We start from the raw sequence: 17220 nt of genomic DNA on the forward strand, positions 1-17220 counted from the left end.
AATCTGATAGGATGCGGCCACTATGAAAGCAATTTCGGATTTGGCTTTCATTTGGTTTTGCCCGCTTTTATGCGTCTGGCAGCGTAATTTTGACCTCAAATCCATCTTCACGTCCCGTGGCGGGAGATGCCATGGCCAGCGAGCCGTTCATTTGCGCGACGAGATGTTGGACGATGGCAAGGCCTAAACCCGATCCGGTTGCCTGCGTCGAGCCTCTGGTAAAGCGGGTGGTCAGCTTGGGCAACAGGGCCTTATCGACAACAACGCCATGATTGACGACCCGGAATGAGTTGTCATTGCCGATGTGGACATCGACGGGACTGCCACTTGGGCTGTGTACCAACGCGTTTTCCACCAGATTGCGCACGGTGATGCCAAAGGCATCCGGGTTGACCATGCCGTGCAGGTTGCCATCCGATGGCAGGTGAAGCTGGATACGTCTTTCTCCGATTTCCGAGCGTCCGATGTCTTCCAGAACCAGTTCGACGATGGGGAGCAGGTCGCTATCCGTCTCAGAGGAGCCAATACCCGCCTCGGCGCGGGACATTTGCAGAAGCTTTTCGGCCAACTGGGCGAGATGAGAAAGGGAGCGCTCGATCTGGCCAACCCGTGGCGCAAACTCAGGCGGAATATCTGCTTGCAGCCTTTGTGCCTGCGCCAGCGCACCGGCAATGGGCGTTCGCAATTCATGGGCACTGTTCGAGGCAAAGGCCCGCTCGGATTCCAGCGCTGCGCGCAGTCGCTCCAGCAGCAGATTGACCGATCTGGCGATGGGGTGCAGTTCGGCTGGAAGATGGGCATCATCCACCGGGGCCATGTTGCCGCTGTCCTTGCTGCCGATTTCATCTCGCAGCGTCTGCACGGGAGCAAGCGTGCGCCTGACGACCAGTATGACCGCGATCATGCTGGCGGGAATCAAAAGCAAGAGCGGCAGGATGAGCGCTGTCCCGGCCTCGAGGATCGCTTCCCGGCGATTGGCGAAAGCATCGGCCATCTGCAAATAAAGACTGCCGTCCTGCGTGGCGACGGTGTAGATGCGCTGGGTGGCCGTATCGGCGAAACCGGGTGTCAACGGCACATCGAAAGGTTCTGTGGCGCTGTCTTGCGAGCGAAGCAGGACTTCTCCTTCGCTGTCGCGGACCTGATAGGTCAGATATTCCTCACCGCTGGAGGGTTGGACCAGATGCCGCTCGGCTTCCGGGCTGCGTTCATTCAAGTCGTCGGCGATAAGTGGGAGCAGGCGGTCAGCTGTTTCTTGCACGCTGCTGTCGAAGATTTCGGCAAATTCGTCCTGCATGACCATGATGCCGAGAGACGAGGCGATAAGCCAGGACAATGCAACGACGCTGGTCAGAGCGATCACCATGCGGCGGGTCATGCTGTCGCTGCGCTTCATAAGCTTACCTGATCGTGTAACCGAGGCCACGCACTGTCTCCACCCTGTCAGAACCGATTTTCTTGCGCAATCGGCTGACGTAAACCTCGACTGTATTGCTCTCGATTTCCGCGCCGAATTCATAGAGCGTTTCATGCAGTTGCGCCTTGGAAACAACCGCGCCGGGCCGTTCCACCAGCTTTTCCAGAACTGCCCATTCTCTGGCACTCAACGTCAGCGCCGTGCCGTTGACGGTGATGTTGCGTGCGACCTGATTGATCTCGATGCCCGGCAGTTTCACTACCGGTGCCGAACGCCCCTCATATCGGCGGGAGACAGCCAGCATACGCGCGGTCAACTCACCCAGATTGAAGGGTTTGACGAGATAGTCGTCGGCACCGGCGTTCAGGCCTTCGATACGGTCCGAAACCTGATCGTGTGCCGTGAGGATGATGACGGGGGTAGGGTCGTTGCGCTTGCGCAGGTCTTTGAGGATGGTCAGCCCTTCGCCATCCGGCAGGCGAAGATCGAGCAGGATAAGGCCGTAACCGACCGTCTGGGTTGCCGCGATGGAGTCCGCGACGGTCTTGAACCAGTCAACCGCATGTCCTGCCGCCGCCACATGGTCACGAAGCGCTTCGCCCAGCACATGGTCGTCTTCTACCAGCAGAACACGCAAGCATACCTCACTTTCAGGCCCGGATGTGGTCGGACATGGATAGTGGGTATGCCGCGTTATTTGTTCCGTCAAGCGTCCTGTGCTCAAGTCGTGGGTCTGTGCTTGCAGCCGCTGAAGACATCCAGTGATGGGTCATAAGCGGTTGTGGATATATTCATCATGCCCAGAATGCTGTGGAAGAAGTTGTCATGGGAACGTCCGCCAGCTTCAGCTTCCTTCGAAAGGCAGGCGGCATCCAGCCCCATGGATTTGGCGAAGTCATCATCGAACCACACGAGGAAGGGAACGTGGGTCTGTTCTGCCGGTGCCAGAATATAGGGCGCTCCATGCAGGTAGATGCCGTTTTCACCAAGCGACTCGCCGTGGTCGGACGCATAGATCATGCCCGTCGCCAGCCTGTTCGAGCGCGCCTTCAGCTTGTCGATGACGCTCGCCAGAAAATGGTCGGTGTAGAGAATGGTGTTGTCATAGGCGTTGACGATTTCGTTGTCCTTGCAGTTGGGCAGTTCCGCCGTCTGGCAATCCGGTGTGAATTTCCGGAATTCGTCCGTGTATCGCAGATGGTAGGTGGGGCCGTGGCTTCCAAGCTGGTGGAGAACGATGACGCTGTCTTTCGTCACGCCGTCGAGCCAGCTGTCCAGCCTGTCGAGGAAGATATCGTCGCGGCATTCGCCCGTCGGGCAGAATTTTGGATCGAGAGCAGCCGTCAGATCGAAGTAGGGAATACGATCCGCGACGTTCTTGCTGCCGGTATTGTTGTCCCACCAGCGGGCATCCACGCCGGCATGAACGAGGACATCGAGGACATTCTCGTTGGAGAGCGCCTTGCTGTGGCTATATTCTGAGCGGGTGAAGCGGGAGAACATGCAGGGAATGGAAATAGCCGTCGCCGTGCCACAGCTCACCGTGTTCGGGAAATAGGTGACGTTGCGCTTCTTTAGCTCCGGGTTCGTCTCGCGCGCATAGCCGTTCAGCGAAAAATTGACCGCACGCCCTGTCTCACCGGCCACGATGACCGTGATGCGCGGCTTGGTCACGCCGCCCAGCGCTGGCATGACTTTGGCATCCTGGCCTGTCGGAGAAACGGTGAGCTTCGCTTCCTTATCGGCCTGCGCGAAATACTGGATTGTCGAATTGATCGGCGTGAAGGGGTTTAGGCTTTTGGCGATATCTTTGTGCTGGCGCACAGCCGTCGTGAAGGTCTTGGAGTTGGCGGCAGCGATAGCACCGACCACGGAGAGGCAGGCGAGAATGGCAATCGTGTTCCACAAAAGCTTGCTGAAGAACGGCCGGTGATCGATGCGGATGAACAGCAGGATCGCAAGTGGAATGCCCGCGAAAAGGGCAAGATGCAGGGCAAAGCCCGGCGTCATCAGGTTGCCCGCTTCGGCCTGCGTCGTCTCGAACGCATTGCGGACCATGTCGCTGTCGATGATCGCGCCGAAGCGGTCCATGAACCAGGACGATACCGCTGATATGATGATCAGCACCGCGAAGATGGGCTTAGTGATGTATTTCGCAGAGAAGAAGATAAGAACTGCCGAAAATGCGGCACTCATGCCGATATAGAGCCCATAGATCGCTACCGGATAGGCCGACAGATAGGTATGCACCTTGGCCCAGAACGTGTGGTTCGTGAAAAACAGCAGGTAGAGAGCGGTGACGAAACTCAGCGTCATGCTGCCCATTGTGGGTCTTTTGATATCGCTGCGTCCGCTTCTGCTTGCCTGGAAGGATATTGCCATAGTGTGGTTCCTGCTGTTCGAGCCATCCCATGCAAGGCGATATATTAGCATGTGGACGGCGATCCGGAACCGGGATGTGTCATCTAGCTGACATGAAACTGAACGGTGGGGGTAAAAACACGCGCGGCGGCACTATGCCGGAATAATGGGCATGCTCAGGATTGTTAAAATCCACCCTTTAAAATGCATGGTTTTTCTTTGGGCTCATATCTGTACAGTTCACGCTTATGTGAAGATTAAGAGTGGAGCTTGCCCAATCGCAATTCTTCACCATGTCAGATCAATCCTTGATCTGTCCTGTCCGCCGCTATGAATGGAATTCAGATGACTCCGTTGGTTTTTTCAAAGACGCTGCTCTTGGTCGCTGTGCTGTTTCCATTTGCGGCTTCCGCTTTTGATGAAATGCCGAGAAAAGACCAGGTCGCCCTTATGGCTGAGGCCAAAAAGGCGGAGATGGTGGGCGTTGCCCGCAAAACGAGGGAAGTCGATGCGCGCCCGGCGTCACCCGGTGAAATCGTCATAACCTTCATCAAGGGCCAAGGCGTCGAGACCCGCTCCAAGCCAGCGGAAGAGGGCGACTGGGTCGTGCGCAATCGCTGCGAGGAAACCGGCAACGAGGAAATTCTCGTCAAGGCCCGCAGTTTCAAGGAGCGTTACGGCGAGCCTCTGTCTGAAGCCGACGCCACCGGCTACCGCGCCTTCAAGCCGAAGGGCGCGAATATGAGCTATTTCATCGTGACGGATGAGATCGGCCCGTTCAACTTCAGAGCGCCGTGGGATGAGATGATGGTCGCATTACCGGGCGATGCCATCGTGCAGGTGCAGACCGATGAAAGCGATACCTATCGTGTCGCCCAAGCCGCCTTTCAATGCACCTACGAGATTGTCGATCCGGCAAGAACCATTGTCGATGCTGCGCTGAGATAGGTCAGGGCAGGAATTCCAGAAGCCTTCTCTCATCTGCGCGTAACCCGGCTACGGGCTTTATTTCGGCAGTCAAAATCCTGTTCAAACGCTTCACGGATTTCTCATCCGTGGCCAGTTCCAGCACAGCCGGGTGCACATAGCTTTTTCGACAGATCGCCGGTGTGTTGGACAGTTCTTCAGCCGCTGCCATGCACATGCCCTTGATCGTGGGGCGTTCCTCGCTGGCAAGTGCGCGTGAGGCGTTGCCGAAAGCAGCAAGCGTGCCGCCCCAGGTGCGGAATGTTTTGGCAGATATGCCTTCTCCCGCGACCTGCGAGATATAGGCATTGAGCGCGCTGGAATCGACCGGATGCACCAAGCCGCTTTCGTCCTGCCAGACAAAGAGCTGTCTTCCCGGCAAGTCCGCAATGTTTTCGAGAATGCGTTGTAGACGTGGGTGCTTCAGCTTGCGGTTCACACGCTGGCCACCCTTGGCTGCAAAGCGCAACTCGATGGTTTCTCCGAAGGAGACATGTTTCTTCAAAAGTGTGGTTGCGCCATAGGTGCCGTTGGTTTCCAGATAGGTCTTGTTGCCCACGCGCAAATAGGCTGCATCAAGGAGGAGAACGAGGGCTGCGAGCGTTACGTCTTCGCTGTGCACCTGCTTGGAGATATCGGATGCCGCACGTCGGCGGATCGCTGGCAGCGCTTCACCGAATGTTTTGAGCTGGTAGAATTTGGTTTCGCCACGCAGCAGGTGCCAGTCCGGATGATAGCGGTACTGTTTGCGACCCCGCGCATCGTAGCCGGTAGCCTGAAGATGGCCGGTGGGGTCAATGCAAATCCAGACCTTTTCATAGGCTGGCGGCACGCCCAGAGATTTGAGACGGGTGATTTCGATTTTGTCGGAAAGGAGGGTGCCATCCGGCAGCCGGTAGGAAAAGCCCTTGCCGCGTCTTTCGCGTGAAATCCCAGGCTCCTGATCGCTGACATAGGTCAGACCGACTTTTTTCAGAAGGCGAATTGGAAGCTGGTTCATTGCAGTTTTCTGCTCCTCATCATTGTGAGGAATAATGCGCCCGACCTCTGTCTGTTCCAGTAACAGTCGGGGAGTTGGGGGCGGCGAGCGTGCCGCCCCCGGTGTGGAGCATCATGCTCCGGGGGTAAGCTTGAGAATCTGTGATTTTCCGCCGCCGCGCTCTTCAGTCACGGCAAAGATCGATCCATCGCTGCCGACTTTCACGTCGCGAATGCGGGCTTCGAGCGGCAGGCGGCCTTCAGAGACGACCTTGTCGTTTTCGACTTTCAGCACCACGATGCCCTGACTGACGAGGCCGCCGATGATGAGCGAGCCCTTCCATTCCGGAATGGCATCGGAATCATAATAGACCATGCCGGACGGGCCGATGACCGGGTCCCAATAATAGACCGGCTGTTCCATGCCCTCTTTCGCCGTCAAGCCTTCGCCGACTTCGCCGCCGCTATATTCGATGCCATAGGTGATGACCGGCCAGCCGTAATTGAGACCAGCTTTCGGAAGGTTCAACTCATCGCCACCCTTGGGGCCATGCTCGACGGTCCACAGCCGTCCGTCGCCATCGATAGTCGCGGACTGGATGTTGCGGTGACCGTAGCTCCATATCTCAGGCAGAGCATTGTCCTTGCCGATGAAGGGGTTTCCTTCAAAGGGCTTGCCTTCAGTATCGATGCGAAAGACTTTTCCAAGACCGCTCGAAACATCCTGAGACTGGACGCGTGGCTCAGCGTCGGAGCGCTCACCCACTGTCACATAGAGTTCGTTGTTTGGGCCGAAGGCGAGGCGGGAGCCGAAATGCTTGTCGCCGTCATAGGTCGGCATCTGGCGGAAGATGACCTTGGTGTCTTCCAGAACGGCCTTGCCGTCCGCTTCCACCAGCTTTGCCGATGCAACGGACGTGCCGTTACCGCCATCGCGTGGCTCGGAGAAGGAGAAATAGATCATCTTGGAGGTATCGAAGTCAGGCGCCAGCGCGACATCAAGCAAGCCGCCCTGTCCGGCGGAGGCGACTTCGGGCACGCCTTCCAGCGCTGGGCCCGGCTTGCCATCGGCTACGATGTGCATGGCGCCTTCTTTTGCAGCAACCAGCATGCGGCCATCAGGGAGGATTTCCATCGACCAGAGATGCGGCAGATCATCTGCTACGACGGTCTTTTGAAGCGATGGCATCTTTTCCGGCTGTGCGGCGCGTGTCTGGCCTTCGAAGGCCGGTTTCTGATCAGGCGCGTTGGCCTGTTTCGTTTCGGCTGGGCCGGTGGATTGCGCGTGTGCAAGCGGGGCGAGTGGTGCAAGAAGGCACATCGAAAGAACGGTCGTCGTCAGCAGGTGATGAGTGCGTGGCATAGGTCTCCCTTCCGTGGATTGGTTGCGGACGGCAAACATGTAAGGGCAGCTTTCGTTTCATTCAGCGATTTCAAAAAAACTTGATACCGGCGTGTATTCCACCGCCCTCTTATATTTCATGGTCGAAAAATAGTGAGGAACCTTCGGCTTCTTAGTGAGTTTTGCTGTGTCGCAAATCGCAGGAGGGTGCCATGCAAATCATAGACAATAGGGAAATCGAAGCGACAGAAATCAAGCCTATCCTGAGCGTCGTAGAATTCTGCCGACGCTACAGACTGGATGAGGCTGAGGAAACACGGTTGCGTACGCTGTTTGGAGATTTCGCGTCGCGCCATGAGCTTCTGATGAACGCGCAACGGAAAGCCACTTTCCGCTAATTGGCGCTTCAGGCAGTCGTTTCGCTCAAGATCATGAAGACATCATAGCGCGTACTTTTACCCAGAAGCTGATGAGAAGGTTTGCGGATGCCGGGCATGGGCTCGGCACGCAACGGCCACTTTAGCACCACGCGCTTGGTAGCATGCGCCAACGCCACTTTCATAAGCTCCGTCTGGTCAGGGTCTGACCCTACCAACTCCCGCAAAACCCGCATTTCCTTTTTGACCAGGGCCGTATTACCGCGTGGCGGATGCATGGGGTCGATCAAAACCACTTCAGGTGAAAGCGTAGGGATCAGTTCGCGGGAATCGCCGTGAAGCAATGTCATCCTCGAAACGATTTCCTCATAGACACCGCCTTCGGCTATGGCGCGCGCAATAGCATCCGACAGCATGGCGTGCATCTCGGGTGATCGCTCGATCAGAGTGACCTCAGAGCCCAGCGATGCCAGCAGAAACGAGTCGCGCCCGAGACCAGCCGTGGCATCGACGATCCTTGGCGTCTTGCCGTTTTTCAGCCCGGCAGCTTTTGCCAGCGCCTGACCGCGTCCCTCGCCGGAGCGCAATCTGTGGCCGACCGCACCGCCCACAAAATCCACGATAAAGCTTCCGTCGCGATCTTCGTCCGTCATCGTCATCTCAAAAAGGGCAGGGAATCGTGAATGTCATATCGCGACCATCCGGGTGGCGAAAGCCTAGTTCTTCGGCATGCAGCAACAAACGGTCGGAAGCGGCAAGGGCTTCGCCATCCGCGTAGAATTCGTCTCCGAGGATCGGGTGGCCAAGGGCTTTCATGTGCACCCGCAACTGATGGGTTCTGCCCGTCAAAGGGTGAAGCCGCAACCGTGTGGCGGGAAGCGGCAGGCGTTCCAGAACATGCCACTCGGTCTGCGCGGATTTCCCACCCTCATAATCGACATGATGGCGTGGCTTGTTGTCCGGGTCGATGGCAAGCGGCAGGTCGATATGGCCGTCATCGTCAGCAACGGTACCCCAGACAACAGCAATATAAGACTTCTGCGTCGTGCGGTTTTCGAACTGTGATGCGATGGCGGCGTGGGCCTTGCGGTTAAGGGACATCAGCACGATGCCGGATGTATCCTTATCCAGTCTGTTGATCATCAATGCTTTGGGAAACTGTTTCTGCACCCGGCTCGCCAGACTATCCGCCAAGGCCGGGTCACGACCGGGGACGGACAGCAGGCCACTCGGCTTGTCGAGCACGATGAAATCCTCGTCGCGATAGATGATCGAAACGTAGGGCTCCATCGGGGGATTATAGACCGGGTTGGCAAGCTCGGATGTCATGCTGCCTCATAGCATGAAATTGAGGGAAGGCGAGGTGCATTGCTCACCGATCCGGCAGGGGAACCGTCACGCGTCCGCTGGTCAGGTCCATCACCATCTTGGCCACCTCATCCGTCGATGAAAGTGGGACGGACAGATTCAGCCGTGCGCCATCAGCGGTGAAGTTTTCGGATGTGATCGTCAGATTTGGCACGGCGACCAGACGCGACTTCACCAGCGCCAAATCGGAAAATCCGCACTCGATTTCAGTTGAAAACGTGGGAATGACGGGCGTCTTCTCACCGCTTCTCAGACAGGTCGCAGCCGTGCCGCCATAGGCGCGCATCAGCCCGCCGCTGCCTAGAAGAATGCCACCGAACCAGCGGATGACCAGCACCACGACGGCATCGAGGGATTGTCCGTCTATGGCTTGCAGAATGGGTTTACCCGCCGTGCCGGATGGTTCGCCATCGTCGTTGAAGCGATAGACCTGCCCGATTCGCCATGCCCAGCAATTATGTGTGGCAGTGGGGTCGGACTGCTCTTCGATGAAACGTCTCGCCTCTTCCTCATCCGCAATGGGGCTGGCCAATGCGATGAACCGGCTTTTCTTGATCTCTTGCGAAAATGTTTCAGGGCGATTGAGTGTGAACATGTCTCGTCAATAGCGCATGTACCGCGACGGGCAAATCGTTATAAGGCGGGTAACGAGCAACCATGTTGGAAAAATTTGGACGATGCACGGCAGGCAGGTGACGATCATTGGTGGCGGACCGGCAGGGCTGATGGCGGCAGAGGTGTTGTCTGCGGCGGGCATTGCCGTGACGGTATTTGAAGCCATGCCGACAGTTGCCCGCAAGTTTCTGATGGCGGGCAAATCGGGACTGAATATCACCCATTCCGAAGACTATGGCGACTTCGTCGGGCGGTTCGGCGCGGCGCAGGACAGACTTCAAACTGCGCTTGATGCGTTTACCCCCAACATGCTGCGCGAGTGGGCGCTTTCGCTCGGGCAGGAAACCTTTGTTGGAACCTCCGGCAGAGTGTTTCCCATTGCCATGAAGGCATCACCGCTTTTGCGCGCGTGGTTATCGAGGCTGGAAAGCCAGGGGGTGGAGATCAAGACCCGCCATCCTTGGGTGGGTTTTGAAGATGATACGCTTGTCTTCGAGACCCCAGCCGGAGAGATCACGGTCAAAAGTGACGCCGTACTCATCGCGCTTGGTGGTGCCAGCTGGCCAAAGCTGGGTTCCAATGCTGCCTGGGTTCCCTGGCTTTGCGATAAAGGCGTTGCCATCAATAATTTCCAGCCCGCCAATTGCGGCTTCGACGTGGATTGGAGCGATTACTTTCGCGAGCGATTTGCTGGAACGCCGGTCAAGTCTGTCGCGGTGAGTTCTGAGGCGGGACGTTTCGAGGGCGAGTTCGTGATTACGCAGCACGGTGTTGAGGGCAGTCTGGTTTATGCCCACGCTGCAGCTTTGCGTGATGCCTTTACGATTGCGGATAGGCCCTCGCTGATCGTTGATCTGGCGCCCGGTCGGACAGAAAGCCGTCTCACAAAAGATCTGGAACGCCACCCACGGAAAGACAGCTTTTCCAACAGATTGCGAAAGGCGGCGGGGCTTTCGCCGGTCAAGATCGCGCTGTTGCGAGAGTGCAGGCCTGATATCGCGACGCTTTCCTCCACAGAGGTCGCATCCCTGATGAAAGCACTGCCGATTGCGCTGACCTCGCCACGGCCCATTGCGGAGGCGATTTCCAGCGCGGGTGGAATCGACTGGCGCGAGATTGATGCAAATTACATGCTCAGACCGCTGCCGGGAATCTTTGCGGCTGGTGAAATGCTGGACTGGGAAGCGCCGACAGGCGGTTATCTTTTAACCGCTTGTTTTGCGACAGGAAAAGCGGCTGCCGAAGGTGTTATCTCTTGGCTGAAACACGAGAGCTAACTATATCATGCAAGCGCTATTGCGTCTGCGCCAAAAAAAAGCTTGATAAGTTTCTTCGAATAAATTGGTGAGGCCCGTCGGGATATCTGACTGCGGCTATGGGTGGATAAGAGCCGTTGCTCTTGTTGGTGATGTTTGATGACTGATAGTTTTGCATTTGGCCAATGGCCGATCGGTGGTGGCGAAGCCGGTACGCTCGTCCGGAATTTCGATTGGTCGAAAACTTCGCTCGGCCCGATTTCATCGTGGCCCGCCAATCTTCGCCATAAGGTCAATTCCGTCGTCAACTCGCCCATTCCGCAGGTTTTGATGTGGGGCAAAGACCACGTCATGATCTACAATGACGGCTACATCGAAATCGCCGGGAATTATCATCCCAAGGCGCTGGGCGATACGGTTCCGGCTATCTGGCCAGAAATTTGGGATTGGAACCAGAAAATCCTCGAAGCGGGCTTTCGTGGAGCGGTCCAGTCTTTCCGCGATCAGAAAATGGTGCTGAACCGCAATGGGCAGCCGGAAGAGGTCGTGTTCGATCTGTTCTACACGCCGATCCATAATGACGGCGGCACTGTCGATGGCGTGCTGTGCACGGTGCTGGAAAATACTGACAAGGTCAAAGCGGTTATTGATCTTGCCGAAAGCCGGGAAGAGCTGGGGCGTCTGACGGATGCGTTGCCCATTCTCGTGGGCTTCATCGACCGCGATCACGTCTATCGCTTTGCCAATCAGGGCTATCTCGACTGGTTCAATTATCGTCCAGAGGACGTCCTGGGACGAAGGGCCGTCGATGTTGTCGGTGAGACATTCTATCATGCCCGACTGCCCTACATCGAACGCGCTATGGCTGGAGAGACCGTCATCCACGACACGGCGATCTTGCGCCCGGATGGCACCACCCGCACCGCAGAAATTCGCCACGTTCCCCGCCGCACAGCAAAGGGTGAGGTCGATGGCTGCTATGTTCTGATCATCGACATCGAAACGCGCAAGCGTGCCGAGCTGGAATTGATGGTCTCCAACAATCGCTTCAGAGCGGCGGTCGATGCCGTTCATGGCGTGTTGTGGACCAACAGCCCGGATGGAAAGATGTTGGGCGAACAGGCTGGCTGGGCCGGGCTGACCGGGCAGAGCATCGATGAATATCAGGGCTATGGCTGGGCGGAAGCCGTTCATCCCGCAGACCGCGAAGGCTCCATCGATAGCTGGAACCGCGCCGTTGCCACCAAATCCACCTATGTCTGGGAACACCGCGTGCGCCGCCACGACGGCGTATACCGCACATTCGCTATCCGCAGCGTTCCCATTCTGGACGAGAGCGGCACCATTACAGAATGGGTTGGCGTTCACACCGACATTACTGAACAGCGCGATGCGGAAGCGGCGCTGAAAGAACATTCCGCCAATCTGGAGCGCGAAATCCGCCACCGCAGGCGGGCGGAAGACCAGCTTCGGCAGTTGAATGAAGGCCTCGAAGTCCGCGTCGCTGCGGAAATTGCCGAGCGTCGGCAGGCGGAACGCGCGCTGCAACAGGCGCAGAAAATGGAATCCATCGGCCAGTTGACCGGTGGCGTTGCCCATGACTTCAACAATCTGTTGCAGGTCGTTGCGGGCAATCTTCAGCTTCTAGCCAAAGACGTTGCTGGCAATGAGCGCGCCGAGCGGCGGGTGGGCAATGCCTTGGCGGGCGTCAGCCGTGGCGCGAAGCTCGCAAGCCAGTTGCTGGCCTTCGGTCGCCGTCAGGCGCTGGAGCCGCGCGTTATCAATGTCGGCCGCTTCGTGGCTGGGATGGATGATCTGCTGCGCCGCTCCATCGGTGAGGCTGTCGAAGTCGAGGTCATTACGGCGGGCGGATTATGGAATACCTATGCCGACCCGACGCAGGTGGAAAATGCACTGTTGAACCTTGCCATCAATGCCCGTGACGCGATGGAAGGCTCTGGCAAGCTGACCATCGAAGTTGGAAACGCGGCGCTGGATCAGGATTACGCCCGCACCCATGCCGAAGTCGAGGCAGGTCAATACGTGATGCTGGCTGTGACAGACACAGGCTCCGGCATGTCGCCTGAAATCCTGGACAAGGTCTTCGAGCCGTTCTTCTCCACGAAGCCAGAAGGCAAGGGCACAGGTCTTGGCCTTTCCATGGTCTATGGTTTCGTCAAGCAGTCCGGCGGTCACGTCAAGATTTACAGCGAAGTCGGGCAGGGCACGACGGTAAAGGTCTATCTTCCTCGGTCGCTTTCGGATGAAGACCGGGAAATCGTCGTGCAGAGCGGCCCGATTGTCGGCGGTACGGAAACGGTTCTTGTTGTCGAGGATGACGATGAGGTCAGAAGCACTGTCGTGGAAACACTGACGGATCTCGGCTACCGCGTTCTGACGGCGCGTGATGCGCAGGCGGGTCTGACCGTTGCTGAAAGCGGCGTTCCCATCGACGTCATCTTTACCGATGTCGTCATGCCGGGGCCCCTGAAAAGCAGTGAAATGGCGCGGCGCGCGAAGGAGCGCTTGCCTCATCTCGCTATTCTTTTCACGTCGGGCTACACGGAAAATTCCATCGTGCATGGTGGCAAGCTGGATGCAGGTGTCGAGCTTCTTTCCAAGCCCTACACGCGCGAGGCGCTGGCCAGACGTTTGCGCCATGTCATCGCCAACCAGAAACAGCGTGCGGAATCGAGCAAGGAGCGATCCACGGATCAGGACCTGATCGCGAAGCTTCGTAGTAAGGCTTCAATGCGGGTGCTGCTTGTGGAAGATGACGAGCTGATCCGTATGAATACGACCGATATTCTCATTGAAGGCGGTCATATGGTGGTGGAGGCAGCGAATGCCACCCAGGCCATCGACCTCATCGACAGGGAAGAGATCGACGTGCTGGTAACGGATGTCGGTTTGCCTGACATGAATGGCGCCGATCTCTCGGTCATCATCAAGGAGCGCAAACCCTCTGTCGGGATCGTCTTCGCAACAGGAGACAATTTCCTGCCGAGCAATGCCCCGGCAGGCTCCGTTCTGCTTTGCAAACCTTATAACGAAGCCGATGTTCGCTTCGCCATCGCGCAGGCGCTGAGCGAGTAAATTGGATCGAGGTCAGTAACCGCGGGCCATATCCACGGTTACTGGCAGAGTTCCCGTTTGCCGCCAGGCCTTGATATTACCCGCCACGATTTGCGCGGATGTCTCCCTGTTCGTGGGGGCCGAGATATGCGGAAGAACGGTTACTTTCGGGTGCTGCCAGAAGGGTGATTGTTCCGCCAGAGGCTCTTGCTCGAAAACATCCAGAACGGCATGTGCGATCTGCCCTTCATCCAGCGCTGCGATCAGATCATCTGACACGATGACAGCACCGCGTGCGAAGTTGATGATGGATGCGCCCGACTTCATCTGGCTGAGGCGTTCCTTGTTCAGCAGCCCTTTCGTATCGGCGGTTAACGGCACGAGGCAGACGAGGATATCGCTCTTTTCCAGCAGTGTGGTCAGCCCCTCCTCGCCCGACAACGTTTCGACGCTATCCAGTGCTTTCAGCGAGCGGCTCCAGCCGATGGTGTTGAAACCGGCATGGAGCAGCCGCTCCGTCGCAACAGTGCCCAGCGTACCCAAACCCAACAGACCAACCGTCACGTCTTTGGGGTGGCGGTATTCGAGTTCTGACCATACGGCCTTTTGCTGGTTCTCGCGGTAGGCGGGCATGTCGCGATGGAGATAATAGGTCCAGGCCAGAACGGCTTCCGCCATCACGCGCGACAGTTCGGGATCGGTCAGGCGCACGATGGGCGGTGCCGTGGTACCAAGCTCTGCAACCAGACGCTCCACGCCTGCCCACAGGCTATGTATCCACTTCAGTCCCGTGAGCTTGGCAATATCGGTGGGATCGGGATTGGCGACGATGGCAATTTCCGCCTGCGCCTTCTGCTCTTCCGTCATCGTCTTGATCGACACAATCGTCTCGCCGGGCAAGGCGGATGACAGGATTTCAATCCACTCGGCCTCATTGGCATCAGTTGTGCGGGAAACGAAAGCGATGGGGGAGACCATGGAAAATGTCCTGCGCTGATATCGATATGGGTGACATCAATGCGGAAAACTCCCCGCCAAATCCAGCATTTAATTCCCAAACGTCGGGCAAAAAAATGCCCGCATGAAGCGGGCATTCTGGTTTGGCTTATGCCGGTTCGGTGACCGGCTTCTTGGCATCGCCGTAATAGGCGGAGAACTGCTCGTGATAATGTTCAGAGCCGCCCGGACCCGCATAACGTTGCAACTCGGTCATGTCGGTCTTGTTCAGCACGATGCCGAGTGTTTTGTTGGCAATCTGCGGCTCGTGGCTCATCAGGTTTTGCACCATCTGGATTGGCGTCTTGCCCCATTCGGTCACAAAGACGAAGCCATCCACTTGTGATGCAAACGCTTTGGCATCGATGACAGGTACGACAGGTGCAAGGTCGACGATGATGTAGTCGCAGGCTTCACGTGCGGATTCCATGAATTTTCGCATGCCTGATGAGGCAAGCAATTCGCTGGAATGGGCGAACTGGTTGCTGGTGGAAACCGGCAGAATGCCCATCTTCGTCCGGCTATCCACCTTCACGGCCTTCGTCCACGGCACCTCATCCAGCACCACTTCCACCAGACCTGCGGACTGGCGTGTGGTCAACATGCGGCTAAGACCGGGATTGCGGATGTCAGCGTCCACGACGAGCGTTCGCTTGCCGGTGGTGGCGATGAGACCAGCGAGATTGAGCGCAACAACCGACTTACCTTCATTGGGTAGGCAGGAGATGACGCCGATGACGCGGCATTCCCGTTCCTGAATGACGACGTCGGCGGTCAGTTTTACGTTGCGCAGCGTCTCGGTGAAGCTGGAACGCGGGCTGTCCACCGCAAGGCGCAGCATCTTCTGGAACGACACCTGCCCGTTATCCTCAATGTCCGTATCCGGCAGTTCCGGTGTTGCTGCACCCGTTTCTGATTTGGCCGTCTCGACGCCCTTCTCCCCGATAAAGGGTAGATAGCCGAGGAAGCGCATACGCAGATTGTCGCGCACATCGTTGCCGGTGTGGAAGTAACGGTCACGGAATTCCAGAACCGCGGCCACGCCGCCACCCAGCATCAGGCCGAGGATGATGGACAGCGCCATTGTCATCGTCTTCTTCGGGCTGGACGGAGAGGTCGGCAGACCGGCATCGGAAATGATGCGGGCCTTGGCAATCGGGAAGGACTGCTTCTGGGATGCTTCTTCGAAGCGTCCGAGATAGGATTCATAGAGCGTCTTCAGTGCCGCTGCCTGCTGCTCAAGCTCGCGAAGCTTGACCAGGGTCATGTTGGCTTCGGAGTTGCGCCCGGCAACGCGGTCGATGTTTTCGCGCAGAGACTGAACGCGTGACTGCGTAACGTCGAAGTCGTTCTTGAAGCTACCCGTTAGCTGCTGAAGCTCCTGATAAATCTGGCGAGCGAGATCGCCCTTTTCGCTCTCAAGAGCAATAGCTTGGGGGTGATCCTTGCCGAACTGCTGGACGACGCCGCGTTCGCGGTCGGAAATCGCGATGTAACGCTTGCGAAGATCCTGAATGACGGTGTTATCAGTATCGCGGGCAGAAACGATCGCGTTGTTGACCGCGTTATCCGGGCCCTGATCGACAATCGACTTATACTGGGTGTAACGCGCCGAAGCGGTTGCGGCATCTGCCTGTGCTGCGATGAGTTGGCCGTTCAGATCCGAAAGCTGGCTTTCAGACATCAACTCGCCCCGAGACGAGACGATATTGTTGGCAGCCTTGTATTTTTCGACGGCAAGAGAGGCTGCCTGCGAACGCTGGTTGAGGTCGGTCAGACGCTCCTGCAGCCAGACGGAAGCACGTTCCGTGGCATCGAAGTTGGCGTTCAGCTGCTCGGTCAGATAGGAATTGGCATAGGTCTTGGCAATCTGTGTTGCCAGCTGCCGGTCCGTGGAGCGGATGGAGATGGCGATGACGGAGCTTCGTCCCACGCGCTCGACCGTCAGCGCCTGCTGTATGATAGCGGCTGCCTTTTCACGACGACCGTTGCGCAATGCGTCTTCGGAGGCTGGCGGAGAATTCGGTGTCAGGAGATCGACCACGCCTTTGACGGAGGATTTTACCAGATCCATCGGCGACATGGGTGGGTTGACGATGGTCTCGTTTTTATCAAGCGCCGCCTTGTCCACGACAGTCAGCGCCATTTCCTTGGATTTCAGGATTTCGACGGCGCTTGCGATGCGGTTGTCGATGACCTGCGCGGCGGGAATGGGAGCTTCCTCTTCCGCGTAGCGAGACAGGCTGTCATCGAGAAGCACTTGCGTCATGGCCGTGTAAACGGGCGTGGCAAGAACGAGATAGAGCCCCGCGAGCGCCATCGTGGCAATGACGCAGGCCGCGATGATGTTCGCACGGCGCACCACGGCGGCCCAGAGGCGGTCGAGGTCGATGAACGTGTCGGAATCCTTGGACTGATCCGGGAAATTGATGTTCGATCTAAAGGTCTTGTGGTGCATGGACCCACCTT

At 57.4% G+C, this 17220-nt stretch carries 14 protein-coding genes; 4 read left to right on the forward strand and 10 right to left on the reverse strand.

The annotated features are described in order from the left end of the window. Window positions 1-67: 67 nt before the first annotated feature. From AC27VJ_RS15555 to AC27VJ_RS15565, 3 genes are all read right to left on the reverse strand, one after another. Window positions 68-1396, reverse strand: coding sequence for a sensor histidine kinase (locus tag AC27VJ_RS15555; protein WP_488684775.1), 1329 nt, complete (start codon window positions 1394-1396; stop codon window positions 68-70). A 4-nt stretch (window positions 1397-1400) separates the two neighbouring features. After that, window positions 1401-2054, reverse strand: coding sequence for a response regulator (locus AC27VJ_RS15560; RefSeq protein ID WP_113088986.1), 654 nt, complete (start codon window positions 2052-2054; stop codon window positions 1401-1403). 83 nt (window positions 2055-2137) lie between these two features. After that, window positions 2138-3799, reverse strand: a complete 1662-nt coding sequence (locus tag AC27VJ_RS15565) for a phosphoethanolamine transferase (protein ID WP_488684776.1) — start codon at window positions 3797-3799, stop codon at window positions 2138-2140. 429 nt (window positions 3800-4228) lie between these two features. Here AC27VJ_RS15565 and AC27VJ_RS15570 point away from each other — a divergent pair, with 429 nt between their 5' ends. Beyond that, window positions 4229-4726 (forward strand): hypothetical protein, encoded by a 498-nt coding sequence (locus AC27VJ_RS15570; protein WP_488684777.1) that lies wholly within the window; start codon window positions 4229-4231, stop codon window positions 4724-4726. Window position 4727: 1 nt separating this feature from the next. Here the strand turns inward: AC27VJ_RS15570 and AC27VJ_RS15575 are convergent, their stop codons facing one another. Together AC27VJ_RS15575 and AC27VJ_RS15580 are read right to left on the reverse strand one after the other, a co-directional pair. Next, window positions 4728-5744 carry a DNA topoisomerase IB gene (locus AC27VJ_RS15575; RefSeq protein WP_488684778.1) on the reverse strand — a complete coding sequence of 339 codons (1017 nt, stop codon included), beginning with the start codon at window positions 5742-5744 and terminating at the stop codon, window positions 4728-4730. Between the two features lie 111 nt (window positions 5745-5855). Next, a complete protein-coding gene (locus tag AC27VJ_RS15580) occupies window positions 5856-7085 on the reverse strand; it encodes a PQQ-dependent sugar dehydrogenase (protein ID WP_488684779.1) in 1230 nt (409 codons plus the stop codon). Window positions 7086-7276: 191 nt separating this feature from the next. Between AC27VJ_RS15580 and AC27VJ_RS15585 the strand changes: the two genes are divergently transcribed. After that, window positions 7277-7462 carry a hypothetical protein gene (locus tag AC27VJ_RS15585; RefSeq protein WP_113088990.1) on the forward strand — a complete coding sequence of 62 codons (186 nt, stop codon included), beginning with the start codon at window positions 7277-7279 and terminating at the stop codon, window positions 7460-7462. Window positions 7463-7470: 8 nt separating this feature from the next. Here AC27VJ_RS15585 and AC27VJ_RS15590 read toward each other — a convergent pair whose 3' ends face one another. Genes AC27VJ_RS15590 through AC27VJ_RS15600 form a run of 3 tightly spaced genes read right to left on the reverse strand, consistent with a single transcriptional unit; the run spans window position 7471 to window position 9404 of the window. Then, on the reverse strand, window positions 7471-8094 hold the full coding sequence (locus AC27VJ_RS15590; RefSeq protein ID WP_488684780.1) for a class I SAM-dependent methyltransferase: 624 nt from the start codon (window positions 8092-8094) through the stop codon (window positions 7471-7473). 7 nt (window positions 8095-8101) lie between these two features. Then, window positions 8102-8770, reverse strand: a complete 669-nt coding sequence (locus AC27VJ_RS15595; protein ID WP_488684781.1) for a pseudouridine synthase — start codon at window positions 8768-8770, stop codon at window positions 8102-8104. A gap of 43 nt (window positions 8771-8813) precedes the next feature. Next, window positions 8814-9404 (reverse strand): IMPACT family protein, encoded by a 591-nt coding sequence (locus tag AC27VJ_RS15600; protein WP_488684782.1) that lies wholly within the window; start codon window positions 9402-9404, stop codon window positions 8814-8816. Window positions 9405-9486: 82 nt separating this feature from the next. On the opposite strand from AC27VJ_RS15600, the gene AC27VJ_RS15605 reads away from it, so the two are divergent. Both AC27VJ_RS15605 and AC27VJ_RS15610 read left to right on the forward strand, forming a co-directional pair. Then, window positions 9487-10701, forward strand: coding sequence for a TIGR03862 family flavoprotein (locus tag AC27VJ_RS15605; protein WP_488684783.1), 1215 nt, complete (start codon window positions 9487-9489; stop codon window positions 10699-10701). Window positions 10702-10839: 138 nt separating this feature from the next. Then, the gene (locus AC27VJ_RS15610; protein WP_488684784.1) at window positions 10840-13776 is read left to right on the forward strand and encodes a hybrid sensor histidine kinase/response regulator; all 2937 of its coding nucleotides are present in this window, start codon (window positions 10840-10842) and stop codon (window positions 13774-13776) included. 12 nt (window positions 13777-13788) lie between these two features. On the opposite strand, the gene AC27VJ_RS15615 is transcribed toward AC27VJ_RS15610, so the two are convergent. After that, window positions 13789-14733, reverse strand: a complete 945-nt coding sequence (locus AC27VJ_RS15615; protein ID WP_488684785.1) for a 2-hydroxyacid dehydrogenase — start codon at window positions 14731-14733, stop codon at window positions 13789-13791. 127 nt (window positions 14734-14860) lie between these two features. Next, window positions 14861-17209, reverse strand: coding sequence for a polysaccharide biosynthesis tyrosine autokinase (locus tag AC27VJ_RS15620; RefSeq protein ID WP_113088997.1), 2349 nt, complete (start codon window positions 17207-17209; stop codon window positions 14861-14863). Window positions 17210-17220 lie beyond the last annotated feature (11 nt).

This window comes from Agrobacterium sp. 20P9.1.2, from assembly GCF_057799395.1.

Excerpts from the sequence above, each read along its gene's own strand:
- AC27VJ_RS15555 (WP_488684775.1), bottom strand. The coding sequence starts at position 1,396 with ATGAAGCGCAGCGACAGCATGACCCGCCGCATGGTGATCGCTCTGACC.
- AC27VJ_RS15565 (WP_488684776.1), bottom strand. The coding sequence starts at position 3,799 with ATGGCAATATCCTTCCAGGCAAGCAGAAGCGGACGCAGCGATATCAAA.
- AC27VJ_RS15570 (WP_488684777.1), top strand. The coding sequence starts at position 4,229 with ATGGCTGAGGCCAAAAAGGCGGAGATGGTGGGCGTTGCCCGCAAAACG.
- AC27VJ_RS15575 (WP_488684778.1), bottom strand. The coding sequence starts at position 5,744 with ATGAACCAGCTTCCAATTCGCCTTCTGAAAAAAGTCGGTCTGACCTAT.
- AC27VJ_RS15580 (WP_488684779.1), bottom strand. The coding sequence starts at position 7,085 with ATGCCACGCACTCATCACCTGCTGACGACGACCGTTCTTTCGATGTGC.
- AC27VJ_RS15585 (WP_113088990.1), top strand. The coding sequence starts at position 7,277 with ATGCAAATCATAGACAATAGGGAAATCGAAGCGACAGAAATCAAGCCT.
- AC27VJ_RS15590 (WP_488684780.1), bottom strand. The coding sequence starts at position 8,094 with ATGACGGACGAAGATCGCGACGGAAGCTTTATCGTGGATTTTGTGGGC.
- AC27VJ_RS15595 (WP_488684781.1), bottom strand. The coding sequence starts at position 8,770 with ATGACATCCGAGCTTGCCAACCCGGTCTATAATCCCCCGATGGAGCCC.
- AC27VJ_RS15600 (WP_488684782.1), bottom strand. The coding sequence starts at position 9,404 with ATGTTCACACTCAATCGCCCTGAAACATTTTCGCAAGAGATCAAGAAA.
- AC27VJ_RS15605 (WP_488684783.1), top strand. The coding sequence starts at position 9,487 with ATGCACGGCAGGCAGGTGACGATCATTGGTGGCGGACCGGCAGGGCTG.
- AC27VJ_RS15610 (WP_488684784.1), top strand. The coding sequence starts at position 10,840 with ATGACTGATAGTTTTGCATTTGGCCAATGGCCGATCGGTGGTGGCGAA.
- AC27VJ_RS15615 (WP_488684785.1), bottom strand. The coding sequence starts at position 14,733 with ATGGTCTCCCCCATCGCTTTCGTTTCCCGCACAACTGATGCCAATGAG.
- AC27VJ_RS15620 (WP_113088997.1), bottom strand. The coding sequence starts at position 17,209 with ATGCACCACAAGACCTTTAGATCGAACATCAATTTCCCGGATCAGTCC.